At 47.6% G+C, this 21,131-nt stretch carries 22 protein-coding genes and 1 pseudogene; 8 read left to right on the top strand and 15 right to left on the bottom strand.

Annotation, left to right across the window (positions count from 1 at the left end; all coding sequences use genetic code 11):
• Positions 1-29: 29 nt before the first annotated feature.
• From coxB to bioB, 7 genes are all read right to left on the bottom strand, one after another.
• On the bottom strand, positions 30-1,214 hold the full coding sequence (gene coxB, locus GO003_RS15335; RefSeq protein ID WP_159657559.1) for a cytochrome c oxidase subunit II: 1,185 nt from the start codon (positions 1,212-1,214) through the stop codon (positions 30-32).
• 225 nt (positions 1,215-1,439) lie between these two features.
• Positions 1,440-1,835, bottom strand: coding sequence for a bacteriohemerythrin (locus GO003_RS15330; RefSeq protein ID WP_159657561.1), 396 nt, complete (start codon positions 1,833-1,835; stop codon positions 1,440-1,442).
• Between the two features lie 80 nt (positions 1,836-1,915).
• The gene (gene bioD, locus GO003_RS15325; protein ID WP_159657563.1) at positions 1,916-2,584 is read right to left on the bottom strand and encodes a dethiobiotin synthase; all 669 of its coding nucleotides are present in this window, start codon (positions 2,582-2,584) and stop codon (positions 1,916-1,918) included.
• Positions 2,585-3,379: a malonyl-ACP O-methyltransferase BioC gene (gene bioC, locus GO003_RS15320; RefSeq protein WP_159657565.1), complete on the bottom strand. Its 795-nt coding sequence runs from the start codon at positions 3,377-3,379 to the stop codon at positions 2,585-2,587.
• A gap of 2 nt (positions 3,380-3,381) precedes the next feature.
• Positions 3,382-4,143 carry a pimeloyl-ACP methyl ester esterase BioH gene (gene bioH / locus GO003_RS15315; protein WP_159657567.1) on the bottom strand — a complete coding sequence of 254 codons (762 nt, stop codon included), beginning with the start codon at positions 4,141-4,143 and terminating at the stop codon, positions 3,382-3,384.
• A complete protein-coding gene (gene bioF, locus GO003_RS15310; protein WP_159657568.1) occupies positions 4,140-5,300 on the bottom strand; it encodes an 8-amino-7-oxononanoate synthase in 1,161 nt (386 codons plus the stop codon). Before bioF ends, bioH begins: the two co-directional genes overlap by 4 nt.
• Positions 5,297-6,295, bottom strand: a complete 999-nt coding sequence (gene bioB, locus GO003_RS15305) for a biotin synthase BioB (RefSeq protein WP_159657570.1) — start codon at positions 6,293-6,295, stop codon at positions 5,297-5,299. The genes bioF and bioB overlap by 4 nt, the downstream gene beginning before the upstream one ends.
• Positions 6,296-6,370: 75 nt before the next feature.
• On the opposite strand from bioB, the gene GO003_RS15300 reads away from it, so the two are divergent.
• Together GO003_RS15300 and GO003_RS15295 are read left to right on the top strand one after the other, a co-directional pair.
• Positions 6,371-7,072: a ComF family protein gene (locus GO003_RS15300; protein WP_159657572.1), complete on the top strand. Its 702-nt coding sequence runs from the start codon at positions 6,371-6,373 to the stop codon at positions 7,070-7,072.
• 87 nt (positions 7,073-7,159) lie between these two features.
• Positions 7,160-7,684 (top strand): DUF2380 domain-containing protein, encoded by a 525-nt coding sequence (locus GO003_RS15295; protein WP_159657574.1) that lies wholly within the window; start codon positions 7,160-7,162, stop codon positions 7,682-7,684.
• On the opposite strand, the gene kdsB is transcribed toward GO003_RS15295, so the two are convergent.
• The 8 genes from kdsB to prmB all read right to left on the bottom strand — a co-directional run bounded on the left by kdsB (position 7,658) and on the right by prmB (position 14,007).
• Positions 7,658-8,440, bottom strand: a complete 783-nt coding sequence (kdsB, locus tag GO003_RS15290) for a 3-deoxy-manno-octulosonate cytidylyltransferase (protein ID WP_159657576.1) — start codon at positions 8,438-8,440, stop codon at positions 7,658-7,660. The two genes, GO003_RS15295 and kdsB, sit on opposite strands and share 27 nt — an antisense overlap.
• Positions 8,437-8,628, bottom strand: a complete 192-nt coding sequence (locus GO003_RS15285) for a Trm112 family protein (protein WP_159657578.1) — start codon at positions 8,626-8,628, stop codon at positions 8,437-8,439. The genes kdsB and GO003_RS15285 overlap by 4 nt, the downstream gene beginning before the upstream one ends.
• Entirely contained in the window at positions 8,621-9,622 is a 1,002-nt protein-coding gene (gene lpxK, locus GO003_RS15280; RefSeq protein WP_159657580.1) for a tetraacyldisaccharide 4'-kinase, read from the bottom strand. Before lpxK ends, GO003_RS15285 begins: the two co-directional genes overlap by 8 nt.
• Complete coding sequence (locus GO003_RS15275) at positions 9,619-10,053, bottom strand: ExbD/TolR family protein (RefSeq protein ID WP_159657582.1); 435 nt, start codon at positions 10,051-10,053, stop codon at positions 9,619-9,621. The genes lpxK and GO003_RS15275 overlap by 4 nt, the downstream gene beginning before the upstream one ends.
• Positions 10,050-10,667 (bottom strand): MotA/TolQ/ExbB proton channel family protein, encoded by a 618-nt coding sequence (locus tag GO003_RS15270; RefSeq protein ID WP_159657584.1) that lies wholly within the window; start codon positions 10,665-10,667, stop codon positions 10,050-10,052. Before GO003_RS15270 ends, GO003_RS15275 begins: the two co-directional genes overlap by 4 nt.
• 138 nt (positions 10,668-10,805) lie before the next feature.
• On the bottom strand, positions 10,806-11,969 hold the full coding sequence (locus GO003_RS15265; protein ID WP_159657586.1) for an MFS transporter: 1,164 nt from the start codon (positions 11,967-11,969) through the stop codon (positions 10,806-10,808).
• Positions 11,970-11,981: 12 nt separating this feature from the next.
• Positions 11,982-13,070: a chorismate synthase gene (gene aroC / locus GO003_RS15260; RefSeq protein WP_159657588.1), complete on the bottom strand. Its 1,089-nt coding sequence runs from the start codon at positions 13,068-13,070 to the stop codon at positions 11,982-11,984.
• 4 nt (positions 13,071-13,074) lie between these two features.
• A complete protein-coding gene (prmB, locus tag GO003_RS15255) occupies positions 13,075-14,007 on the bottom strand; it encodes a 50S ribosomal protein L3 N(5)-glutamine methyltransferase (protein ID WP_159657590.1) in 933 nt (310 codons plus the stop codon).
• 98 nt (positions 14,008-14,105) lie between these two features.
• On the opposite strand from prmB, the gene GO003_RS15250 reads away from it, so the two are divergent.
• The 6 genes and pseudogenes from GO003_RS15250 (at position 14,106) to GO003_RS15225 (ending at position 21,107) form a co-directional block, all read left to right on the top strand.
• Positions 14,106-14,987, top strand: a complete 882-nt coding sequence (locus GO003_RS15250; RefSeq protein WP_159657592.1) for an HDOD domain-containing protein — start codon at positions 14,106-14,108, stop codon at positions 14,985-14,987.
• A gap of 3 nt (positions 14,988-14,990) precedes the next feature.
• Positions 14,991-16,448, top strand: a complete 1,458-nt coding sequence (locus tag GO003_RS15245; protein ID WP_159657594.1) for a flagellar hook-length control protein FliK — start codon at positions 14,991-14,993, stop codon at positions 16,446-16,448.
• Positions 16,449-16,784: 336 nt separating this feature from the next.
• Positions 16,785-18,569, top strand: a complete 1,785-nt coding sequence (locus tag GO003_RS15240) for an NAD(P)H-dependent oxidoreductase subunit E (protein WP_159657596.1) — start codon at positions 16,785-16,787, stop codon at positions 18,567-18,569.
• A 1-nt stretch (position 18,570) separates the two neighbouring features.
• Positions 18,571-19,287: a 2Fe-2S iron-sulfur cluster-binding protein gene (locus tag GO003_RS15235; protein WP_159657598.1), complete on the top strand. Its 717-nt coding sequence runs from the start codon at positions 18,571-18,573 to the stop codon at positions 19,285-19,287.
• A 98-nt stretch (positions 19,288-19,385) separates the two neighbouring features.
• Positions 19,386-19,734 (top strand): annotated as a pseudogene (locus GO003_RS15230) (ISL3 family transposase); the annotation flags it as partial.
• 92 nt (positions 19,735-19,826) lie between these two features.
• Positions 19,827-21,107, top strand: coding sequence for a transposase (locus GO003_RS15225; RefSeq protein WP_231089017.1), 1,281 nt, complete (start codon positions 19,827-19,829; stop codon positions 21,105-21,107).
• The last annotated feature ends 24 nt before the right edge of the window (positions 21,108-21,131 follow it).

The following is a 21,131-nucleotide window of genomic DNA, read 5'->3' as shown; positions in this document are numbered from 1 at the left end:
CAAACAAAGCAAACAGCTTGTTCAAAACACTACGTGTTTCCTTCGTCTTGATCATCCTCGTCTTTATCATCAGTTTGCGCAGGCGCCGATGATTTCAATGATTTAATGGCTGATGGTTGGACTGAATCACCTACTGCATTGCCAAGAGCATTACGGGTATAGGTAATGACGGCTGCGAAGTCGACTTCACTCAACATTTGACCAAACGCTGGCATCATTCCTTTACCTTTGTAAACCAGATCAATCTGACTGTTGATGTCACCATTGACCAGTTTGCTTCCGGTCAAAGCAGGAAATGCTCCGGCCATACCTGCTCCGTCCGCCATATGGCAAGAAGCGCAGTTATTTTGATAAACCGCCTCACCCTTGGCGATAAGTTCGTCTTTTGACCATTCTTTTTCAGCCGCAGCATTGGTCTCTGCAACCAGACCTTTTTGCTCTGCCACCCAGTTATCGTAATCGGCCTGCTCCATTGCAATCACTACGATAGGCATAAAGCCATGGTCTTTTCCGCACAGTTCTGTACATTGCCCACGGTAAGTGCCTGGTTTTTCGACATACGTCCAGGCCTCATTGATAAAACCGGGAATCGTATCTTTTTTCCAGCCTAAATCGGGCACCCACCAGGAGTGCAAAACATCGGCTGCTGTAAAAAGAAAACGGATTTTCTTCTTAACCGGGATTACCAGAGGGTGATCGACGTTAAGCAGGTAATGAGGAACTGATCTAGGATCTATGCCTGAACCCAATTGTCTGGCTCTATTACTGGCTTCATCCAGACTGCTAAAAAAATGCACGCCCGTGTCAAGATATTCATATTCCCATTTCCATTGCCAGCCCGTCACTTTGATGGACATATCGGCATCCTGCACATCATTCAGTTCCATCATGGTCTTGGTGGCTGGTATTGCCATGCCAACAAGAATCAGCGTAGGAATAATCGTCCACAAGATCTCTATCTTTGTGCTTTCATGGAATTGGGATGCGACATGTCCTCTCGATTTACGATGATAGTAAATCGAATAAAACATGGCCCCAAACACGGCAATTCCGATAAATACGCAAATCCACAGAATCAGCATGTGCAAATCATACACATCATGACTGATCTGAGTTACCCCTTGCATCAAATTAAGGTCGTATGCCGCGTGCGCAGATTCAAGGCCCATTGCCATTAGAATCACACATGCGATCAGTTGCTTTGCTTTCTTCACGGAGCAGCCTCCAGGTAGGTAGTTAGAAACTCTTGTATGCATTTTATTGATTGAATTTTAGATTGAGCACGTCCGTCTGCTCCATTTTAAAGGGTTAAATAACTTAAGAATTTTAACCCATGAAACGACACTAAGCCAGAAGAGCTTTTCCCGAATTGGCTTTCAGACAAAAAAAAGCCCGTGATGTTTCCATCACGGGCTAAATTAATCATCTGTTTGTAATACTTAACTCAATACAGAGGAATACCCTCTATCGAAAGTGGGAATGTGACTATCCAGCCAGCCTTTCACCATTTGACCGACTTCTTCGGTTACATCAGCCTCGCCGGCATGAAATTTTTTCTGTAAATCGGCGCATGTGGCGACCAGAGCCTGATGTTCTGCTTTATGGGCCTCTATGCCGGAAAATTGGGCCGCAGCCATTTCTTTTTCTTCGTGAGCAAAATGGCCCACCACATAGGCAATCAAGTCATCCAACTGCCCTCCAATTGCTGAGCGCTCAGCCCCGCCAGTAGCCAAGTCGTATAATTTATTCAACTTACCAAACAGGATTTGGTGTTCTTCATCAGCAAATCCTACGTTTGTTCCGTACTGATCTGCAGTCCAGTTAATCAAACTCATAGTAGCTCCCCTCAGTGTTATTGTTATCTTAAAACCACAAATTAAGTATGGATAATTTTAAGCCTAATTTCAATTACTTTTTATAGGGAAATTATCATCGCTTTGGCCAATTGAGCAAAATCAGGATTTTTCTGAAAAGGAAATACTCCCAGTAAGGGCGCGCTAATCCATGAAACCAGTGTTTGCAGTGTTTCTTCCGGCCGCAGCATGGTCTCATCAACACAGGCCGCTATCCAGCCTGCACAGGGAATCTCCGCATCGGTGATAACTTTGTGAGTCAGACGAGCATGGTTGATGCACCCCAATTTTAAAGCCACAACGATGATAACGGGAATGTTAAGGCGCAAGACCAGGTCACTCCAATCCTGATTCTTGCCCAAAGGAACCAGCCAACCGCCCGCTCCTTCGATTAAAACCACATCGGCCAGAGTCTGTAAGTGTTTATAGTTTGCATGTATCAAACCGATATCAATTAACTGGCCATTCGCCGCCAAATGCGGTGCAACAGGCTCTCTAAATGCATAAGGATTAATCAGCTCATAGGACACAGGAACAGACGCAAGTTCATGAAGTAACAAGGCATCCTCGTTTCTGAGTTTGCCTGAAATCTCCTCGCAACCCGAGGCGACTGGCTTCATGCCGATCACCGTATTACCTTTCATTTTAAAATGATGCATTAACGCAGCAGTTGACCAGGTCTTACCGGCACCGGTATCGGTTCCGGTAATAAAAAAGTTTTGTTTGCTCATTTAAAAAGAGGCCACCACATAAATAACTTCAAACGTAGCAAAAACACCGGGCACTTCGCTTATTCTCGGATAAGCAGCCAACAGTTTTTGCAATTCACTTTTTGTTGTTAACCGTCTCTTTCTGTCTTGAGCAACGTTGTGCGCACCCAAGCATTTTAATTCGGCCATTAATTCCAGCGCCGATTCATACGCAGATTTATAGACAACGGTTTCAATCTGAATTTTTTTTGATCCTGCCTCAGTTAACGCCTGAAATAAATCATCTTGCACAGCAAATTCATTAACATGCCGGAAATCGTCCACCGCTTTCCAGGCAAGCTTTAACTCGCTGAGTGTTTGAGGGCCAAAGGTTGAAAAAATCAACTGGCCTCCGGGTTTTACCAGTTTTTTAAAACTGAAAAAAGTTTCACTATTCAGGTTGCACCATTGCAAAGCAAGATTTGAGACTATTGAATCAAATTGCTGGTCCACGAACGGCAAAGACTCTGCATCTGCGCATACATACGCCACGCGGGAATGATCAACCAGTCTTAAGCGCGCCTGATGTAACATGGGTTGAGCAATATCCAGTGCGATGATGGTTTCTAGTGCTGAAAATTGTAAAAGGCGCTCCGTCAAAAATCCGGTTCCACAACCGACATCCAAAATTAACCCGGATAATCCATTGCCTGCGTATTGATTAACTAAATGAAGTCCAACCTGCTGTTGCAATCTGGCAGCACTGTCATAAGACAGACTCGCATTGCCAAAAGAAGTCTTGATTTTTTGCTTGTCCAGATCAAAAACAGCACTCATCGTTAATTCACAAAATCAGTAATCAATTCCAAAAGATCCGTTTCATGCGACAAAAAAGGCGCGTGAGCCGCTTTGTTCAACACATTAACCGTGATGGAAGGATTGAGCACTTGTAAAGCCGGACCTACACTGACCGGTACTAAAGAGTCTCTATCACCGAATATTGCAGCCATTGGCATTTTAAAATCTCTTATTGCAGGCCTTAAATCCTCGTTTTTTAACATCGTAAGCCCTTGTTGCAAAATATACGGTTCAGGTGAATCGGTTTCTTTTACAGCCGCTTTCATGGTTTTTGATAATGCTTTGAAATTCTCAAGCCCATTGATTTGCAGCGATAAAAATCTCAGCAATGTGGCCTGGCAATCAAGACTCAACTGTTCGGCAAAGCTCTCCAAAACCGGCTCTTTAATACCTGGCCAGTCGGTCTTCACTACAAAACAAGGGTTGCTCGCCAGCAATACAATAGCCTGGACTCTGTCAGGAAACAGGCGCGCCATTTCAACAGAGACCATACCGCCCAGCGACCAGCCTAACCAGACATATGGCTGTTTCGGCAATTGTTGTGCTAATGATTCACAAATGCGCGGCAACGAGAATTGCTCACAATGCCGGCTTAATCCATGACCCGGCAAATCCACACAGTACACCCGATAATGTGCAGCCAAACGGCGGGCAAACGATCGCCAGATCCCGGTATGCATGGCCCAGCCGTGAACCATAACCAGAGGCAGACCCTGACCGTAGGTTTCCACATGTAATGTCATAAATCGGTATGGCTCAAGGCATCAAGAAGTTGATCGATATGCTGCTCTTCATGCAGCGCTGAAAACGTGATTCGAAGCCGCGCCGAGCCTTTAGGTACAGTCGGAGGACGAATGGCGCTGACTAAATAACCGGCTTGCTCAAGTTGCCGGCTGACATGACTGGCTTTATGACTGTCGCCGATCAGGACGGGTTGAATGGGCGATTCATTCGGCTTTATCGCCAGACCTATTTGTCCGGCACCGCGTTGAAAACGTTTGATTAGCATTTTTAGCTTTTCACGCCGCCAGGTCTCAGCAATGATGATTTTCAAACTGGCGCGAGTCGCCTCTGCCAAAGCCGGTGGTGTCGCCGTGGTGTAGATATACGTTCTTGATTTTTGAATCAACGTTTCAATCAGCGCCTCGGAACCGGCAACAAAAGCGCCAAATGTGCCGAAAGCCTTACCCAGCGTGCCGACCAATACCGGCACTTCATGCTGACCGAGCCCATAATGTTCCAGCACGCCGCCTCCATTAGCCCCGATTACGCCCAGTCCATGAGCATCATCGACCATAAGCCAGGCATTTTTTTTGTGGGTGACTTTTGCCAGACCAGCCAGCGGAGCAAAATCCCCGTCCATACTGAATACACCGTCCGTCACGACCAAAGCCTTGCCCGCTGACATTTCCAGCTGGCGGTTTAAATGTTCAGTATCCGCATGAGTGTAACGTTTAAATCGGGCGCCCGATAACAAGCCGCCATCCAGTAAAGAAGCATGATTTAATCGATCTTCCAGCACGGTATCGCTAGGTCCGACCAATGCCGAGATCAGGCCCATGTTGGCCATATAGCCGGTTGAAAACAAAAGCGCACGAGAACGGCCGGTAAAATCGGCCAATTCTTCTTCAAGCGCATGATGTGCAAGGCTGTGACCGCATATCAGATGCGCAGAACCGCTGCCCACTCCGTAACGGTCGACCCCTTGTTTAAAGGCTTTGGCAATATCAGGATGACTGGCGAGACCCAGATAATCGTTACTGCAGAAATTAATAAACGGCTGACCCTTCAAGACCAAATGAACACCCTGCCCGGAGTCCAGCACCCGCCGAGAACGGTAAAGACCGTCCTGATGAATGCTTTCGAGCTGATCAGTTAATCCGGAAAAAGGGAGTGTCATTGAGCGTGACTTGATCCACCCGAATGAAGTCCCAAGCGTTTGAATAACGTTAAATCCTGATGGGTCATTGGATTATCAGTCGTCAATAATTTATCGCCATAAAAAATGGAATTGGCGCCGCCGAGAAAACACAGCGCCTGCATTTCATCACTCATTTCCTTTCGTCCCGCCGACAAGCGCACGCGGGATTTGGGCATCATGATCCGCGCAACGGCAATGGTTCTGACAAAAACCAGAGGATCCAATGATTCTGTACCCATCAATGGCGTACCTTGCACCTGAACCAGCATATTGATGGGCACACTCTCAGGATGTTTTGGCAAATTAGCCAGTTCGATCAGCAGCTTGGCTCTGTCTTGCTGGCCTTCTCCCATACCGATAATGCCGCCGCAACAGACATTGATACCGGCGTCTCTCACTCTTGCCAGTGTATCGAGCCGGTCCTGATAGGTTCTTGTCGTGATGACTTCTGAATAATAATCTTCCGAAGTGTCCAGATTATGATTGTAATAATCCAGACCGCCCGCTTTTAATTCTTCGGTTTGTTTATCGGTCAACATACCCAGCGTCACACAAGTCTCCATTCCCAGAGCCTTGACGCCTTTTATCATTTCAACAACACGTTCGATATCCTTATCTTTGGGTTGCCGCCAGGCCGCGCCCATGCAAAAACGGGAAGCACCATCGTCCTTGGCTCGCTGGGCTGCCTGCAACACTTCATCAACCGGCATTAAGGCTTCCGCTTTAAGATTGGAATCATACCTTGCACTCTGCGGGCAATAACCGCAATCTTCGGAACAGGCACCGGTTTTGATGCTTAACAAACTGCTGATTTGAACTTCGTTTGGATCAAAATTGGCACGGTGGACAGTCTGCGCTTGATAAATCAAATCGTTGAAAGGCAAATCAAATAGCGCCTGAACTTCATCCAGATGCCAATCATGGCGTAGCGATAGTTCAGGAACAAATGGGCGTATTGCAGGGTTTGCAGACATTCTGTTAATCTCCGGCCAATTAATTATTATTGATGGGGTCAAGTTGAGCAATCCTGTCAACTTCACATCATTAAAATGGTAAACAACTGGAGTATTATTATACAGAATTACCTGTTTCCGCCTACTTGTATCTTATGTGGTCATCCAGGGCAAAGTGAAAAAGACCTTTGCCTGTACTGCGAGAGCGGACTGATTCGAGCAACGGAGTGTTGTTACCGTTGCGGTGCGTTATTTGAAGAAACGTCAACAGCCCCTATGTTATGCGGCGCCTGCTTAAATAAAACCCCTTATTTCGACGAAACGCATGCCGTTTTTGTCTACACCGGTGCCATTCGCTATTTGCTCACCACGCTCAAGTTCGGCGGACAACTCAAACATGCCAGATTGATCGGTCAACTGATGGCTGAACAATTTTTGACTATTGTCGAAATACCCGAATGCCTGATTCCGGTGCCTTTGCATAGTGAGCGTTACCGCGAAAGAGGTTTTAATCAAGCCATAGAAATAGCGAAAACAATAGCCAAACGCATGGATATCCCCGTTGACCTGGACAGCATCATCCGTCAGCGCAGTACCGGACACCAGACTGAGCTGAGTGCAAAACAAAGGAAAAAAAATATGCTCAACGCTTTTGCAGTGAAAAAGAAACTACCTTTCAACCATGTTGCTATTGTTGACGATGTCATGACGACCGGCACTACCGTATCAGAATTAGCCAAAGCGCTAAAAAAATCGGGCGTTCATCGTGTCGATGTCTGGGTGTGTGCCAGGGCTTGACGGAACAAACACGATTCCCAATCGGGTCTGGTGATAGACTGTGCTACGATCAAGCCAACAATCAAACTTTAACGAGCGCTATGAATCATGCGATTACTTATTATCTGTTTATGTTTTATAAGTTTTAATCTGGCCGCCGAAACGCGTATCGCCATCCTGGATTTCGAATTGAAGGACTTGACGCTAGCACCCGGCATCCCTGCCGAAGTGAAACGCACCGCGTTGATCAAACCCTTGCTGGAACGTGAATTGCGCTCCGCGGGCTACCGGATAATCGAGATTCCTTTGACGGCTCAACATGCCGCAAATGGTGGCGAAGGCTACCTGTTTGATCATGCCGATCTTGCTGCAGAGCTGGGAAAGAATTTTGACGCAGATTATATTTTGGTCGGCAGATTACACAAACCCAGCTTCTTGTTCGCTTATTTGATGGGAAACCTGATCCGGGTCAGCGACGGTCAATTAGTGGATCAGATCATCTCGGAATCTAAAGGACCTAATATCGATCTAACCATCAAGGCGGTGGAGAGCCTGACGGTTAAAATCGACAAATTACTTGAGCGGCGATACGCCCCGCCCCCACCCTCAAAACTGATCAAACAACCGAAGTAAAAGTGCTTTTTCAACGCGCAGCAAATCAGCTTCGGTATCAACGCCGGCTTCTGGAGTTTTATCGACAGCTTTTACCAATATGGCATCTCCGTGCCATAAAATTCTTAATTGTTCCAAAGATTCTATCGCCTCAAGGGGTGAAGCCTCCCACTTACAATACCGGTTCAGAAAATCAACCGTATACGCATACAAACCGATATGACGGTGATAAAGACCATCAACTGGCACCGATTTAGAATCCTCTCCAAAATGCTTACGGTCCCAGGGAATGGGAGCCCGGCTAAAATACAAGGCATAACCTGCTTTATCGAGAACGACTTTAACCGAATTGGGATTGAAGATTTCGTCGATGCAGTCAATCCGTGCCGCCAGCGTTGCAATACCGGCATGATTCTGTGCGGCTAAAGCATAAGCTGCGTCACGAATGTATTGAGGGGGAATCAGCGGTTCATCGCCTTGAAGATTGACGATAAGGGTATCCCCTGACCACCCGGCCAATGTGGCGACTTCGGCAATACGCTCAGTTCCGCTTTGATGATCGGGACGTGTCATCACGGCTTTGATACCCAAACGAGTGACTGCCTCTGCAATACGCGTGTCATCGGTTGCAACCAGCACCTCATCCGCACCGGCTTCCTGCGCCCGTTCGCATACATGCACAATCATCGGTTTACCGGCAATGGGCAGCAGCGGCTTTCCCGGTAAACGGGTAGAACCGTAACGGGCAGGAATGACAACTTTAAACGCCGGACTCATTTGCGCAAGGCTTCTGCTTCTTCTTGGGTCAACACCCTAGCCTCATCTTCAAGCATGACAGGAATGCCGTCACGAATCGGAAATGCCAGGCGATCGGCAATCGAAATGAGTTCCTGCTTATCTTTGTCATAAATCAACGGTCCTTTGCTGACAGGACTGGCTAAAATTTCAAGCAGCTTTTTATCCATGATGTTTCTCTCCGAGTAAATGTAAAAAACGTTTGGCAAAATCCGGTTCAAGATTTGCCGTTACCGGCACATACCAGTAGTTATCCTTTGCAAAGGCCTGGCATTTGACCGCATCTTTTTCGGTCATCAGCACCGGCTTACCGTCATTGGGCAAATCCTTGGGGCTGTATTGATAATGATCAGGAAATTTGCGGGGAATAGGTGTAACGCCCTTGTTAGTGAGCATGTTAAAAAACCGGGCCGGATTGCCGATACCGGCAACAGCATAGCAGGGTGAAGCGGAGAAATCAGCTAGTGGAACCTTTGCACCTGAGACCAGATTCACAGCAACATCGCCGGCCACCCGCATGTTAAAATGAGCTTCATCAGATTTGACGCCATTGACGACAACCAAGTCGACTTCGCTCAATCGGTCTTGCGATTCCCTCAAAGGTCCTGCTGGCAGGCAATAACCGTTACCAAACCGTCTTTCGCCGTCGATCACCACAATTTCAATAGCTCTGGCCAAGGCGTAATGCTGCAAGCCATCGTCAGATAAAATGATGGTACAGGCAGAATTTTCAAGCAGCAGCCTGGCCGTTGCGACACGATCAGGTCCTACTGCAACCGGGCAACCGCTATGCTTGGCCAGCAAAACCGGCTCATCTCCAACCAGACGCGCATCCGAATTGAGGCCAACGATTTGCGGCCACGATTCTGATCGTCCGCCGTAACCGCGGCTGATAATTCCCGGCCGGTATCCGTTTTGCTGGAGCCATTGCGCCATCCAGATAATCAAGGGTGTTTTACCGGTACCGCCCACTGTCAGATTGCCAACGATAACGACCGGCACCGCTAATTTGTGTGTTTTAAGCAGGCCAATGCGATACAAAAAGCGTCTGAATCTGGCTATATCCCGATAAATAAAGCCCAGCGGCATCATAATCAGACCAAACAAGTCATCCTTGTACCAGATGAAATCCAGCACGGAAGCGCCAATTTTTTTTAAATTCATGGACTTTGCGTCTTTATTGCAGCGAAAGTAATGCGTTTAAAACCCACCTGTCCGGCAATATCCAACGCTCTGATGACTGCTTCATGTGGCGTTTTTGCATCGGCATTGATGACAAACGGCAAATTGATTGAAACTACCGCGAGCTTTTGCAATTCCCCTTTCAATGTTTCTCTCTTCTGATTAACCAGCTCACGGGGTAAGCCATCGTCGCCTGACAGATAATAAGTGCCCTGAGCATCAATGGTTAGGTTTATAACTTTGAGTTGCTGTTCAGGCTCCTCACCTTCAGCCTGAGGTAATTTGATATTGAGTGCTGATTCTTTATTGAACGTGGTGGTCACCATAAAAAAAATCAGCAACAGAAATACCACGTCAATCATTGGCGTGATCGATATTTCCAGCTTCTCTCTTTTCTTACGGTGAAAGTTCATTTCATTTCCTCGCGGTCACCGTGAATAATATCAATCAGCCTTAAAGCTTCCTCTTCCATATTCAAAACGTATTCTTCGACCAATCGCTCAAAATAGCGGTGAAAAATCAGACTGGGGATCGCTACTGTCAAACCCGCAGCGGTCGTGATCAAGGCCTCGGATATACCCCCTGCGAGAATACCCGGGTCACCTACACCATGTAACATGATGGCGGAGAAAACCTTTATCATCCCGACCACAGTCCCCAGCAATCCCAGCAAAGGTGCAATGGATGCAATGGTACCCAATGTATTTAGAAAACGTTCCAACTCATGAACGACTTGCCTGCCCACCTCCTCGATACTGACGCGCATCATTTCCCGTCCATGTGCGCTGTTGGCAAGCCCGGCCGCCAAGACCGCACCTAATGGCGAACTCACTTTAAGGCTGCGTATGGCGTTACTGTCCAGTTTGCGGTCCCGGTGCAGCTTCCAGATTTGAGGAATCAATTCAGGAGGCAGAATTTTGTTTTTGCGTAATGACCAGAACCGTTCTCCGATAATGGCCATTGCGGCTATTGAACAAAGAATGATTGGCAGCATCAGCCACCCACCGCTTTTAATTAACTCGATCACACTATTTCCTTAGGAACAAAATATTTAATTTCTATCAAGCAGCGAACTTACTTGGAGGGTGTATTTTACAAAAATCGTTGTCTCAAATATATCCAGGTTCAATACACTATAAAAACCTGATACAACTTTTGACTTTGTTTAACTCTGCACAAGGGCTTCCTGCGCATTATTCCGGCCCACCCAGACATAAGCGATGATCAGAGCAATGGCACAACTGACTGCGGCCAACGCATAGACCCGTTCAGGTCCCCAGGATTCCCATAAATATCCGCTGTATAAACTGCCCAGCATACCCCCCAAGCCAAAACTCATGCTGCTGTATAAAGCCTGACCTTTGCCTTGATGCTGGTGTCCGAAATAATGATCAACCAGATGAATGGCCGCCACATGAGTCGCGCCAAAAGTGGCGGCATGTAGCACTTGGGCCCCGATCAACAGACCGATGTGATCCGGAAAATAAGCAATCATATTCCAGCGAACGATGCTCAACACTAGGCTGGTCAGTAAAATTTTGCGCAAACTAAAGCGAGCCAGTATCTTTCGCATGAACAGGAATAAAATGATTTCTGCCACTACGCCTAAGGACCAGAGCACCCCGGTCATCGTTGATGAATAACCATGACTCTTCAGAAAGAGGGAGAAAAATACATAATAAGGGCCATGCGCAAGCTGAATCAGAAGATAAACTGTAAAAAAAGCGATTATTTCCGGTTTCATCAATAAATGCGAGATTCTGACCGTGCCCCGTTCACCCACTGTGGCCTTAGCCTCCGGTGTAATCAATGCCGCCAACCAAAGGACGATCAGCAATACGGTAATGACTTGCGGCAATATTTCAATCGTCAGGCTATCCAGTAACCAGCCCATAAAAACGACCGTCGCGATAAAGCCAACCGATCCCCACAGCCGGATTTCACTGTAACGATGCCGTTCGGATTTGAGATGAAACAAGGTTGCCGCTTCAAACTGAGGCAGGGCCGCATTCCAGAAAAAACTGAAAGCAACCGTAATTGCGGCAAACCAAAAATAGCCGCGCACCCAGAGGAAAGCAGCAAACAAGCACGCCGATAAAAAACACGCTATACGGATAATCCTTAAACTTTTACCGGTGTAATCTGCAATCCAGCCCCAAATATTGGGAGCAATGATCTTTGTGCCTACCAAAAAAGCCGAAAGTTCTCCAATTTCACCGGGATTGAAGCCGAGAGATTTAAGGTAGAGGCTCCAATACGGCAAAAAGCCGCCCAGCGTCGCAAAATAGAAAAAATAAAATCCTGACAATCGCCAGTAAGGTACCGACATTGAAGGAATCTTTTATCTTATTGCCGGTAATCCGGAATCAACTTCGGCATTTTGACCGCGATGTCTCAAAAAATGATCCATCAGCGTAATCGCCATCATCGCTTCTGCAATCGGTGTGGCGCGGATGCCGACACAAGGATCATGTCTGCCGTGCGTAACGACATCAATCGCTTCGCCGTGAATATCGATACTTTTTCCTGCTAAACGCAGACTGGAAGTCGGTTTTAAAGCAATACTGGCGACAACATCCTGACCGGTGGAGATTCCGCCTAAAACACCGCCCGCATGATTGCTTAAAAAGCCGTCCGGTGTGATTTCATCACGAAAAGCCGTTCCTTTGGTGTCCACGCAATCAAAACCGCCACCGATTTCCACACCTTTTACCGCATTGATACTCATCAGGGCATGGGCCAAATCGGCATCCAGTCGATCAAATATGGGTTCGCCCAAACCGGGCGGCACATGACTGGCTACGATTACAATTTTGGCGCCTATCGAATCGCCTTCTTTTCGCAGCGCATCCATATACTTTTCCATGGCTTCGACTTTGTCTTCATCAGGACAGAAAAACGGGTTGTTATCGACTACGGACCAGTCGACTTTATCGATTTTAATGGGCCCTAACTGTGATAAATAACCTCTTACTTCAATACCGGCAATGTGCTTGAGGTATTTTTTAGCAATGGCACCGGCAGCAACCCGCATGGCCGTCTCACGGGCAGAAGACCGCCCTCCGCCCCGGTAATCTCTGAAGCCGTATTTTTGATGATAAGCATAATCGGCATGGCCGGGCCTGAAACTTTCCGCAATTTTGGAATAATCTTTGGACCGCTGATCGGTATTTTCAATGATCATGCCAATGGGTGTCCCGGTGGTGACGCCTTCAAAAACACCGGAGAGAATTCTGACCTCATCGGCCTCCCGGCGTTGGGTAGTATGCCTGGATGTGCCGGGCTTGCGTCTGTCCAAATCGGTTTGAATATCAGCTTCGGAAAGCGGCATTCCGGGAGGGCAGCCATCAACGATACAGCCTAAGGCAGGACCGTGACTTTCACCAAACGTGGTTACGGTAAATAATTTTCCAAACGTGTTTCCGGACATAAATCTATTTTAAAGCTTGTTGAAAAAGAGGCGTGAACTGTTTGATTTGCTCTGCCGTCAATAAAAATACGCCATCACCACCGTGTTCAAAATCCAGCCAATAAAAAGGCACATCAGGGTATAGGCTTTGCAAGGTCTCGGCACTGCTGCCAACCTCAACAACCACTATTCCCTCAGCCGTCAGAAAATCATGCGCACGGGCCAAAATCCGCAGCACCAGATCCAATCCCGATTCACCGCCTAAAAAGCCCATGTCAGGTTCGGCATGAAATTCGGCCGGCAAGCCTTGCCACTCTGCCGTGCTGACATAGGGCGGATTACTGACAATTAGATCGTATTTATCGGGCGGTAATGCATCGAACAAATCGGAATGATACAGAGTGACCTGATCGGCGGCGTCATGTTTTTCCACATTAATTGCGGCAACCGCCAATGCATCGTCTGAAAGATCTACGGCATCGACTTTTGCTTCGGGATAGGCATAAGCACAGGCAATCGCAATACAGGCACTGCCGGTACACAAATCAAGCACGCGGTGCACCTGATCCACTTCCAGCCAGGGAGAGAACTGTTCGTTGATCAACTCTGCGATAGGGGAACGCGGCACCAAAACGCGTTCATCCACATAAAAAGGGAGCCCGGCAAATTGCACCTGGTTGGTTAAATAGGCGACCGGCTTGCGCTCGTTGATGCGTCTGTCAAATAAATCACTCACCGCTTGACGCTCTTCTTGAGTCAGCACGCTATCCATATAAACCGGTGACAAATCAAAAGGAAGTTTCAAGGTATGAAGCAGCAATGCTGCAGCTTCATCCAGGGCACTTGCTGCACCGTGGCCGAAAAAAATGTTGGCTTTATTAAAACGGGTTGCGCCCCAGCGGATGTAGTCACGTATTGTCGTTAACGTAACAAGCGCATCAGAAGAGTGATCAATCATGAATAAAAAATGAGAACTGTATCGACTAAACGGAAGATTTTAAACTAAACTCTGACGAAGTGCCTGATTATTAAACCCAGCCCCCCCGAACAAACCTTATGAGCGCACCCGCTGAAATAATCAATACAGCGTCTAATCTGGCAAAAAACCGCCTTTATCACGATTGCTATCATTTTATGCAGTCTGATAATTTGCAATTACCCACCATTCCTGATGTGGCCTTTAAAATTCGGCGCGCGATCAATGATGATAAAGCCAATAATGCCAAAATTGCCCGCGTTGTTCAGATTGATCCTTCTATCACGGCCCGATTGATCAGAATTGCCAACAGCCCCCTCTACCGCGGCCGAAGAAAAATTGAAAGCTGCCCGGAAGCCTTGACCCGGATCGGTTTAAAAGCAGCACAGGATATTATTACCTCATTTGCCATGAAAGCCGTTTTTTTGGCCAAATCGCCGGTGATAGCCCGTAAAATGACCGATCTATGGGCGCACAGCAGTTATGTGGCGGCTATCAGCGCTGTTTTCGCACACAAAATTCCCGGCTTTGATCCCGACAAAGCGATGCTCGCAGGGCTTATTCATGATATCGGGGTTGTCCCCATTCTAACCTATGCCGATAAGCACCCGGAAATCATTAACAATCCAAAAGATTTAGTGGAAACAGTCAGAAACTTGCGGATTGACATCGGCTTGCAAATTATTCGTAAGTGGGATTTTCCGGCTGATTTCGAAGATGTCATCATCCATGCTGAAGATTGGTACAAACACAATGACGGCCCAGCCGACTACAGCGATATTGTCATGATTGCTCAATTGCACAGCTACATCGGCAAAGTGGACGTCAAGAAAATGCCTCGTATCGACGAGTTGCCTGCGTTCAAAAAATTAGTCCAGGGGCATCTGGATCCCGATGCCGGTCTCTCAATTCTCGATTTGGCCAAAGATGAAATTGAACATATCAGGCAAATGTTGAAATAGGCCATGGCATTGGATATTCAGCCGCTTATCAATGCACTCGACACCCGAACGATCACCCGTCAAAATGAAAATTCACTGCAACTGAAAGTGGGTCAGCAGCTGGACGTTAAAGTCGGACAGTTATCCAGCGATCTTACCCGGATTACGCTGCAGATTGCGAAGCAAACACTGGAAGTTCAAAGCAATCTGACCGCGCCGCTGCAATCCGGCCAGTCACTCAAACTGGAAGTTATGCAATTGTCTCCTGCGCTGGTGCTGAGACTGGTGGAACCCAAGCTAACCGATGCCATACTCAGCTTTACCCAGTTGCCCGGCGCCAAAACGACGAACGCACCCAACCCATCATCACCTTTTATTTCGGCATCCGACAATAAGTCGCCGGAATCTCCTCTGCAAATAATGGCCCGCGTTGTAGGTATAAAAGAGCATTCTATCCAGCTGGAGTTGTTATCCAAACCTGCAGGAAGCAAAACGTCCCTGTTGGAGATCGCTTATAAAACAGAAGATCCAAGAGTAAAACCCGGGCAGCTGGTTACCCTGGAAGCGCTATCTTCAAATAAGCATCAGCTGTTTAAAATAATCAGCGCCGAAAGCGGGATAGCCGATTTTGTTAAACGCTTTTTGCCGAAAAATGATTCACCGGCGGCTTTCGTCAATCAACTGGTTAAAGACAATACCGGTTTGCAGACCAGTGAAACGGTTTCCTTGCCGTTGAAACAACTGGTCAGCGATATTTTACGTAATCTCCCCGGGCATAAAGATTTGATGCAAGACGGCCTGCTTAAAAACATATTCTCTGAATCCGGTTTATTTTTGGAAGCAAAGATTGCCCGCTTAATGAACCCCTCAGATGCCCCCCAAAAGGCACTTGCCGGACCTGAAACCGGAAATGTGCTGTTCAAGGATGATTTAAAAGCCCATTTACTTAAACTGATTCAGACACTACAAATGGAGACGGCGGGTGAAAGCGAACAAACCCAATCATCCCCTGCACTGGAGCAACTTAAAAACCTGTTACAAAAAAGCGAAAACAGTCTGGCCAGAATAATTCTTGATCAATTGGCCTCGGTCCCCAAGGAAGACTCTCCCAAACAACAATGGCTGATTGAAATTCCATTTTTAAATCAAGACCAAGCCGACAGTGTAAAAATAGAGATCAACAAAGATCAGCATGCCAAACAGGAAGGACAGAATCAAACCTGGTCGGTCACGGTGACACTTTCTCCACCCAATATAGGCCCGATACGCTGCAAAATTGCCTATTTTGACAATACCGTAAACACCCATTTTTTTGCGGAGAAACCGCAAACAACCGAATTAATCAAACATCATCTGGACTATCTAAAACAGCAATTGGAGCAAGCAGGCTTAAAGACCGGTCATATTGAGGCCAGCGAAGGTAGTGTGGAAGCCCTCCCCAATCGCTTGACGTCAGATTCGTTACTGGATGAAAAAGCCTGATGTTAAGCATATCACCGCATCGGCAAGTAATTTTTAGCTGGGCACCCGGCTGCATTTTGTTTAGTATTAACTCATAATAAAAAACTGATTTACGCGATTCAATTTGACGAGCCGCCAATCAGTAACGGGGCATCGTTAAACAACCCAATGAACGGCATATCATATTGGTTCATTGGCTGAAAATAGGGCTTAAGCATTCCGGAACAACTACTTTTTGGGAGTTGGCATTACAGGGCGGATGAGTACCTGCTGTTAAATTCCGGGAATAGGCCTTAAAACAGGTTTTTTGAGTGAAACATAATTTACCAAGCAACTTAATTAACCGGTAACGATACGATGAAGACGTTTTTAGAAACAGTCCTTGCGGAAGCAGACTACCAACCGGTCAGGCTGTTAAAAATATTACGAGCGGTACAAGCCCATTACCGGCATATTCCGGAAACGGCCATTGATATCCTGACTGATAAACTCAATATTCCTCGCACCCAGATCATTGCGGTGGTTGAGTTTTACAGCTTTCTGCATTCCACACCACAAGGCCGGTACGACATTTTGTTCAGCGACTCAATTACAGATCGCATGCAAAACAAAGAAAGCTTGCTGAGCTATGCAGCCGAAACCTTAAAAGTCAAAGTGGGCGAAGTCCGAAAGGATGAATTGGTCAGCCTTAATAATACTTCCTGCACCGGCATGTGTGATCAGGGACCGGCAGGCCTGATCAATGGCTATCCTCTGCCTCGGCTGGATCGACCCAAAATCGACACCATTGCAGCTTTGATTGAACAGGAAACACCTTTAATCGATTGGCCGGCAGAGTTATTCCAAGTTGAAGAAACCCTCTATAAACCCGGCCTGCTGTTGACTCAGCCCTTCAGTAATGGTGATGCGATAAAGGCGACTTTTAATCGAGGCTTGACTGAAACCTTGGCGGAAGTTGACTTATCCAATTTGCGAGGCCGGGGTGGTGCCGGATTCAAGACGGCATTGAAATGGCGCACCTGCGCTGTCCAGGCAGCTACGCCCCGCTATGTGATTTGTAATGCCGATGAAGGCGAGCCGGGTACGTTCAAAGACCGGATGTTACTCAACCTGTATGCAGATCAGGTATTCGAAGGCATGACACTGTGCGCGGCGATTATCGGATCCACTCAAGGCCTGGTCTATTTGCGAGCCGAATATTTATTCCTCTACGAAAAGCTCCAGAAAATTTTACAAAACCGCCGCGATCAGGGTTTGCTTGGGTCCAATATTCTTGGGCAAGCGGGCTTTGATTTCGACATCGAAATACGCATGGGTGCAGGTGCTTACATTTGCGGTGAGGCATCGGCGCAAATCGAATCGCTGGAGGGAAAGCCCGGAATTCCCCGCACTAAACCACCCAACTCGGTTATCTGCGGTTATCTGCGCAAACCGACGGTAGTCGACAATGTCGAAACTTTTTTCGCCACCACTCATATTGCGATAAAAGGCGGACAATGGTTTGCCGATGTCGGAACACCACAATCTACCGGCAGCAAATTACTCAGCATCAGTGGCGACTGTGCTCGGCCGGGTATTTACGAATACCCGTTTGGCACCCGCATCAGCGAGATATTGTCGGATTGTGGCGCCGAAGAGGTCATGGGCGTACAAATTGGCGGTCCATCGGGTACTTTTATTTCCAACCGGGAACTGGAACGCACACTTGCATTTGAAGACTTATCGTCTGCCGGCTCGTTCATGGTATTTAATAAAACGCGTAACATTTTTGATATCGTGCAGAACTTTACCGAATTTTTTGCTCATGAAAGCTGCGGCTTTTGCGCACCTTGCCGGGTCGGTACCTCGCTGTTGAAAAATCAGTTAAACAAGATCATTGACGGCCATGGTTCCGCTGTGGACATGGAAAAACTGAGTGAAATATGCCTGATCGTTAAAAACTTTAGCCATTGCGGCTTGGGAGAAACTGCCGCGAATCCGATTTTAACCACACTGGCAAGCTATCCCGAATTGTATGTAGAACAGTTAAAACGATCCGGCTTTTCACCCGGTTTTAATCTGGATGCGACATTAGCCATTGCCCGCCATTTAACGCAGCGCGACGATTCAGGTGCGCACTTATCGCAGCAAGTGGAGAATTGACATGAGCGGAACACTTACCATTGACGATCAAACCATCCCCTTCAGCGACGGTCAAACCATCATAGAAGCTGCCCGTACAGCAGGCGTATACATCCCCCATCTGTGTCATAGACCCGGCTACACACCACACGGGAGCTGCAAATTGTGTACCGTAAAAGTCAACGGCCGCACCTGTTCAGCGTGTACTTTTCCAGCCGCAGAAGGTCAGAAAGTCGTCAACAACAGTGAAGAATTGCAAGAAGCCCGTCTGCGCATCACTCAAATGCTGTTCGTGGAAGGCAATCATTTTTGCCCGACCTGTGAAAAATCGGGTAATTGCGAGTTGCAAGCAGTCGGCTATCATCTGAATATGCTGGACAACCACTTTCCGCATTTTTATGCGCATAGAAAAGTGGATGCCTCGCATCCCGATATATTGATTGACCATAACCGCTGCATTTTCTGCAATCTGTGTGTTCGGGCCAGCCGGGAGAGCGATGGAAAAGACGTATTCGGCATCGCCGGGCGCGGCATCCATAAACGCCTGATAGTGAATTCACCTACCGGGCAACTTAAAGACAGCAACATCAGTGTTGAAGACTGCGCCGTCCAGGTATGTCCTACCGGCGCGATCCTGGTCAAGAGAACCGGTTATAAGACACCGATCGGCGGGCGCATTTACGACCAGCATCCCATCAGCACAATTGCCTGCAAAAAAAGAGAAACCGATGCAACGTGATAACTTGGACTTATCGGTCCTGTAAGTGAAACTGAAGTTGTTTTTATAAGTTTTTACGGCTCTATGTAATTCGTAGAGGGTAATGCAATAATATAGCCATGAACAGTGAAACTTTATTCAGCATGGCTTTAGGCCTGCAACCCCCTTGGCAGGTCAAAGCCGTGACCTTTTCTACAGATGAATCGGCCCGTAGCGAACTTCATCTGCATATCGATTTTGTGACTGGCTCGCGCTTCTTAGACGACGCGAATAACCTCTGTCCAGTGCATGATACCGTAGAGCGGCAATGGCAACATTTGAGCTTTTTTGAACACACCTGTTACCTCCATTGTGCGGTGCCGCGCAATTACCACGACCGATGGTAAAGTCCGCACTGTTGACGTTCCTTGGGCACGGCCAGGCAGTGGTTTTACCTTGTTATTTGAAGCCTTGGCGCTAGCCTTGATCGGTTAGACGCTTACTCTTAAAGCATAAGTATCTACACGACTTATCGTAAATTTTGGCATGATGCCGCATGATTTTAAAAAAGCCTATCCGGCGTGGACTCACGCCTAAACGACCGCTACCAGCGCCTGGTGAGTGAACACATGAATTCAAGTGAACGCCTGAGTGCTGGATTAAAAGCGTTGCCTGACAAAATCAGCAGCTTTGCCAGCACACAAGCGGCGTGGCGCTTCTACCAAAACGAATCGGTCAGTCTATCGAAGCTCCAAGAACCGCTCACGGTCGCCGCGCACCAAGGCATCTTGGCTCATTGCATGAACTTCGCTTTATGCGTCCATGACTGGTCCCGATTGAGTTACAAACATGCCAACAAACCGGACACTTACGCGATCACCCATGACACCGACATCGGCTACGATCTGCAAACCAGCCTCATTATTAGCGACCAAACGGGGCAGCCCTTGGCGCCGGTAGCGCAGCGACTGGTTAGCAGCGAAGGGAGTTTCGCGACCTATCAGGAAGCCAATCCCCAGCCCATCGTCCAAAACCATTTGGATGAAGTCAGCGATTGCATTCAGTTTTTGGACGGACAAGGTTTTGCCAAGCCATTAGTCCACCTGATTGATCGAGAAGGCGATTCCATCGGCCATATCCGCCGCTGGGAAGCGACGGGTAGCCACTGGCTGGTACGCGTCAAGGATAATCCCAAAGTGGACTACCAGGCTAAGCCCATGGCTTGTAAAACCGTGGCGCAAAAGCTGGCGTTCAGCAAGACTCGGGAAGTCCGTTATCAGGGTCAGACTTATTGGCAGTGGGTGGCAGAAACCGATGTGACGCTAACCCGTCCCGCCAAACCGAGTCAGAAGAAAAGCAAAAAGCCGGCTATGCCTGGCATTCCTGTAGCGGCAAGGCTGGTGGTCAGTCGCCTCTTGTCCGACGAAGGTGATGTGTTGGCGGAATGGCTGCTATTGACCAATGTAAAAGATGTCGATGCTTCGACTATTGCGCTATGGTACTACTGGCGCTGGCAAATCGAGTGTTTCTTCAAACTGGTCAAATCGGCAGGTCACCACCTCGAATCGTGGCAACAGGAATCAGCCCTGGCCATTGCCAAACGCCTCTTGGTGGCTAGCATGGCCTGTGTTACGGTTTGGGCCATAGCCGCCGACAAAAGCAAGGAAGCGGCTGAATTAAGACTATTTCTGATCAAGCTCAGCGGCAGGCAAATGCGCCACAAAAAGGAGTTTACGAATCCAGCGCTGTTGTCGGGGTTGTGGGTCTTCCTCTCCATGCTTGAAATCATGGAGGCCTATTCTCAAGAAGAACTGGATAGTTTGAAGGCAACCGCTCAGCAATTTTTAGGAAAAGATGTGTAGATACTTATGCTCTTAAAGGGGAAT

The sequence above is a fragment of the Methylicorpusculum oleiharenae genome, assembly GCF_009828925.2.
Taxonomy (GTDB): domain Bacteria; phylum Pseudomonadota; class Gammaproteobacteria; order Methylococcales; family Methylomonadaceae; genus Methylicorpusculum; species Methylicorpusculum oleiharenae.
The sequence above is the reverse complement of the archived record's forward strand: the minus strand, read 5'-3'. Positions and strand labels throughout refer to the sequence as shown.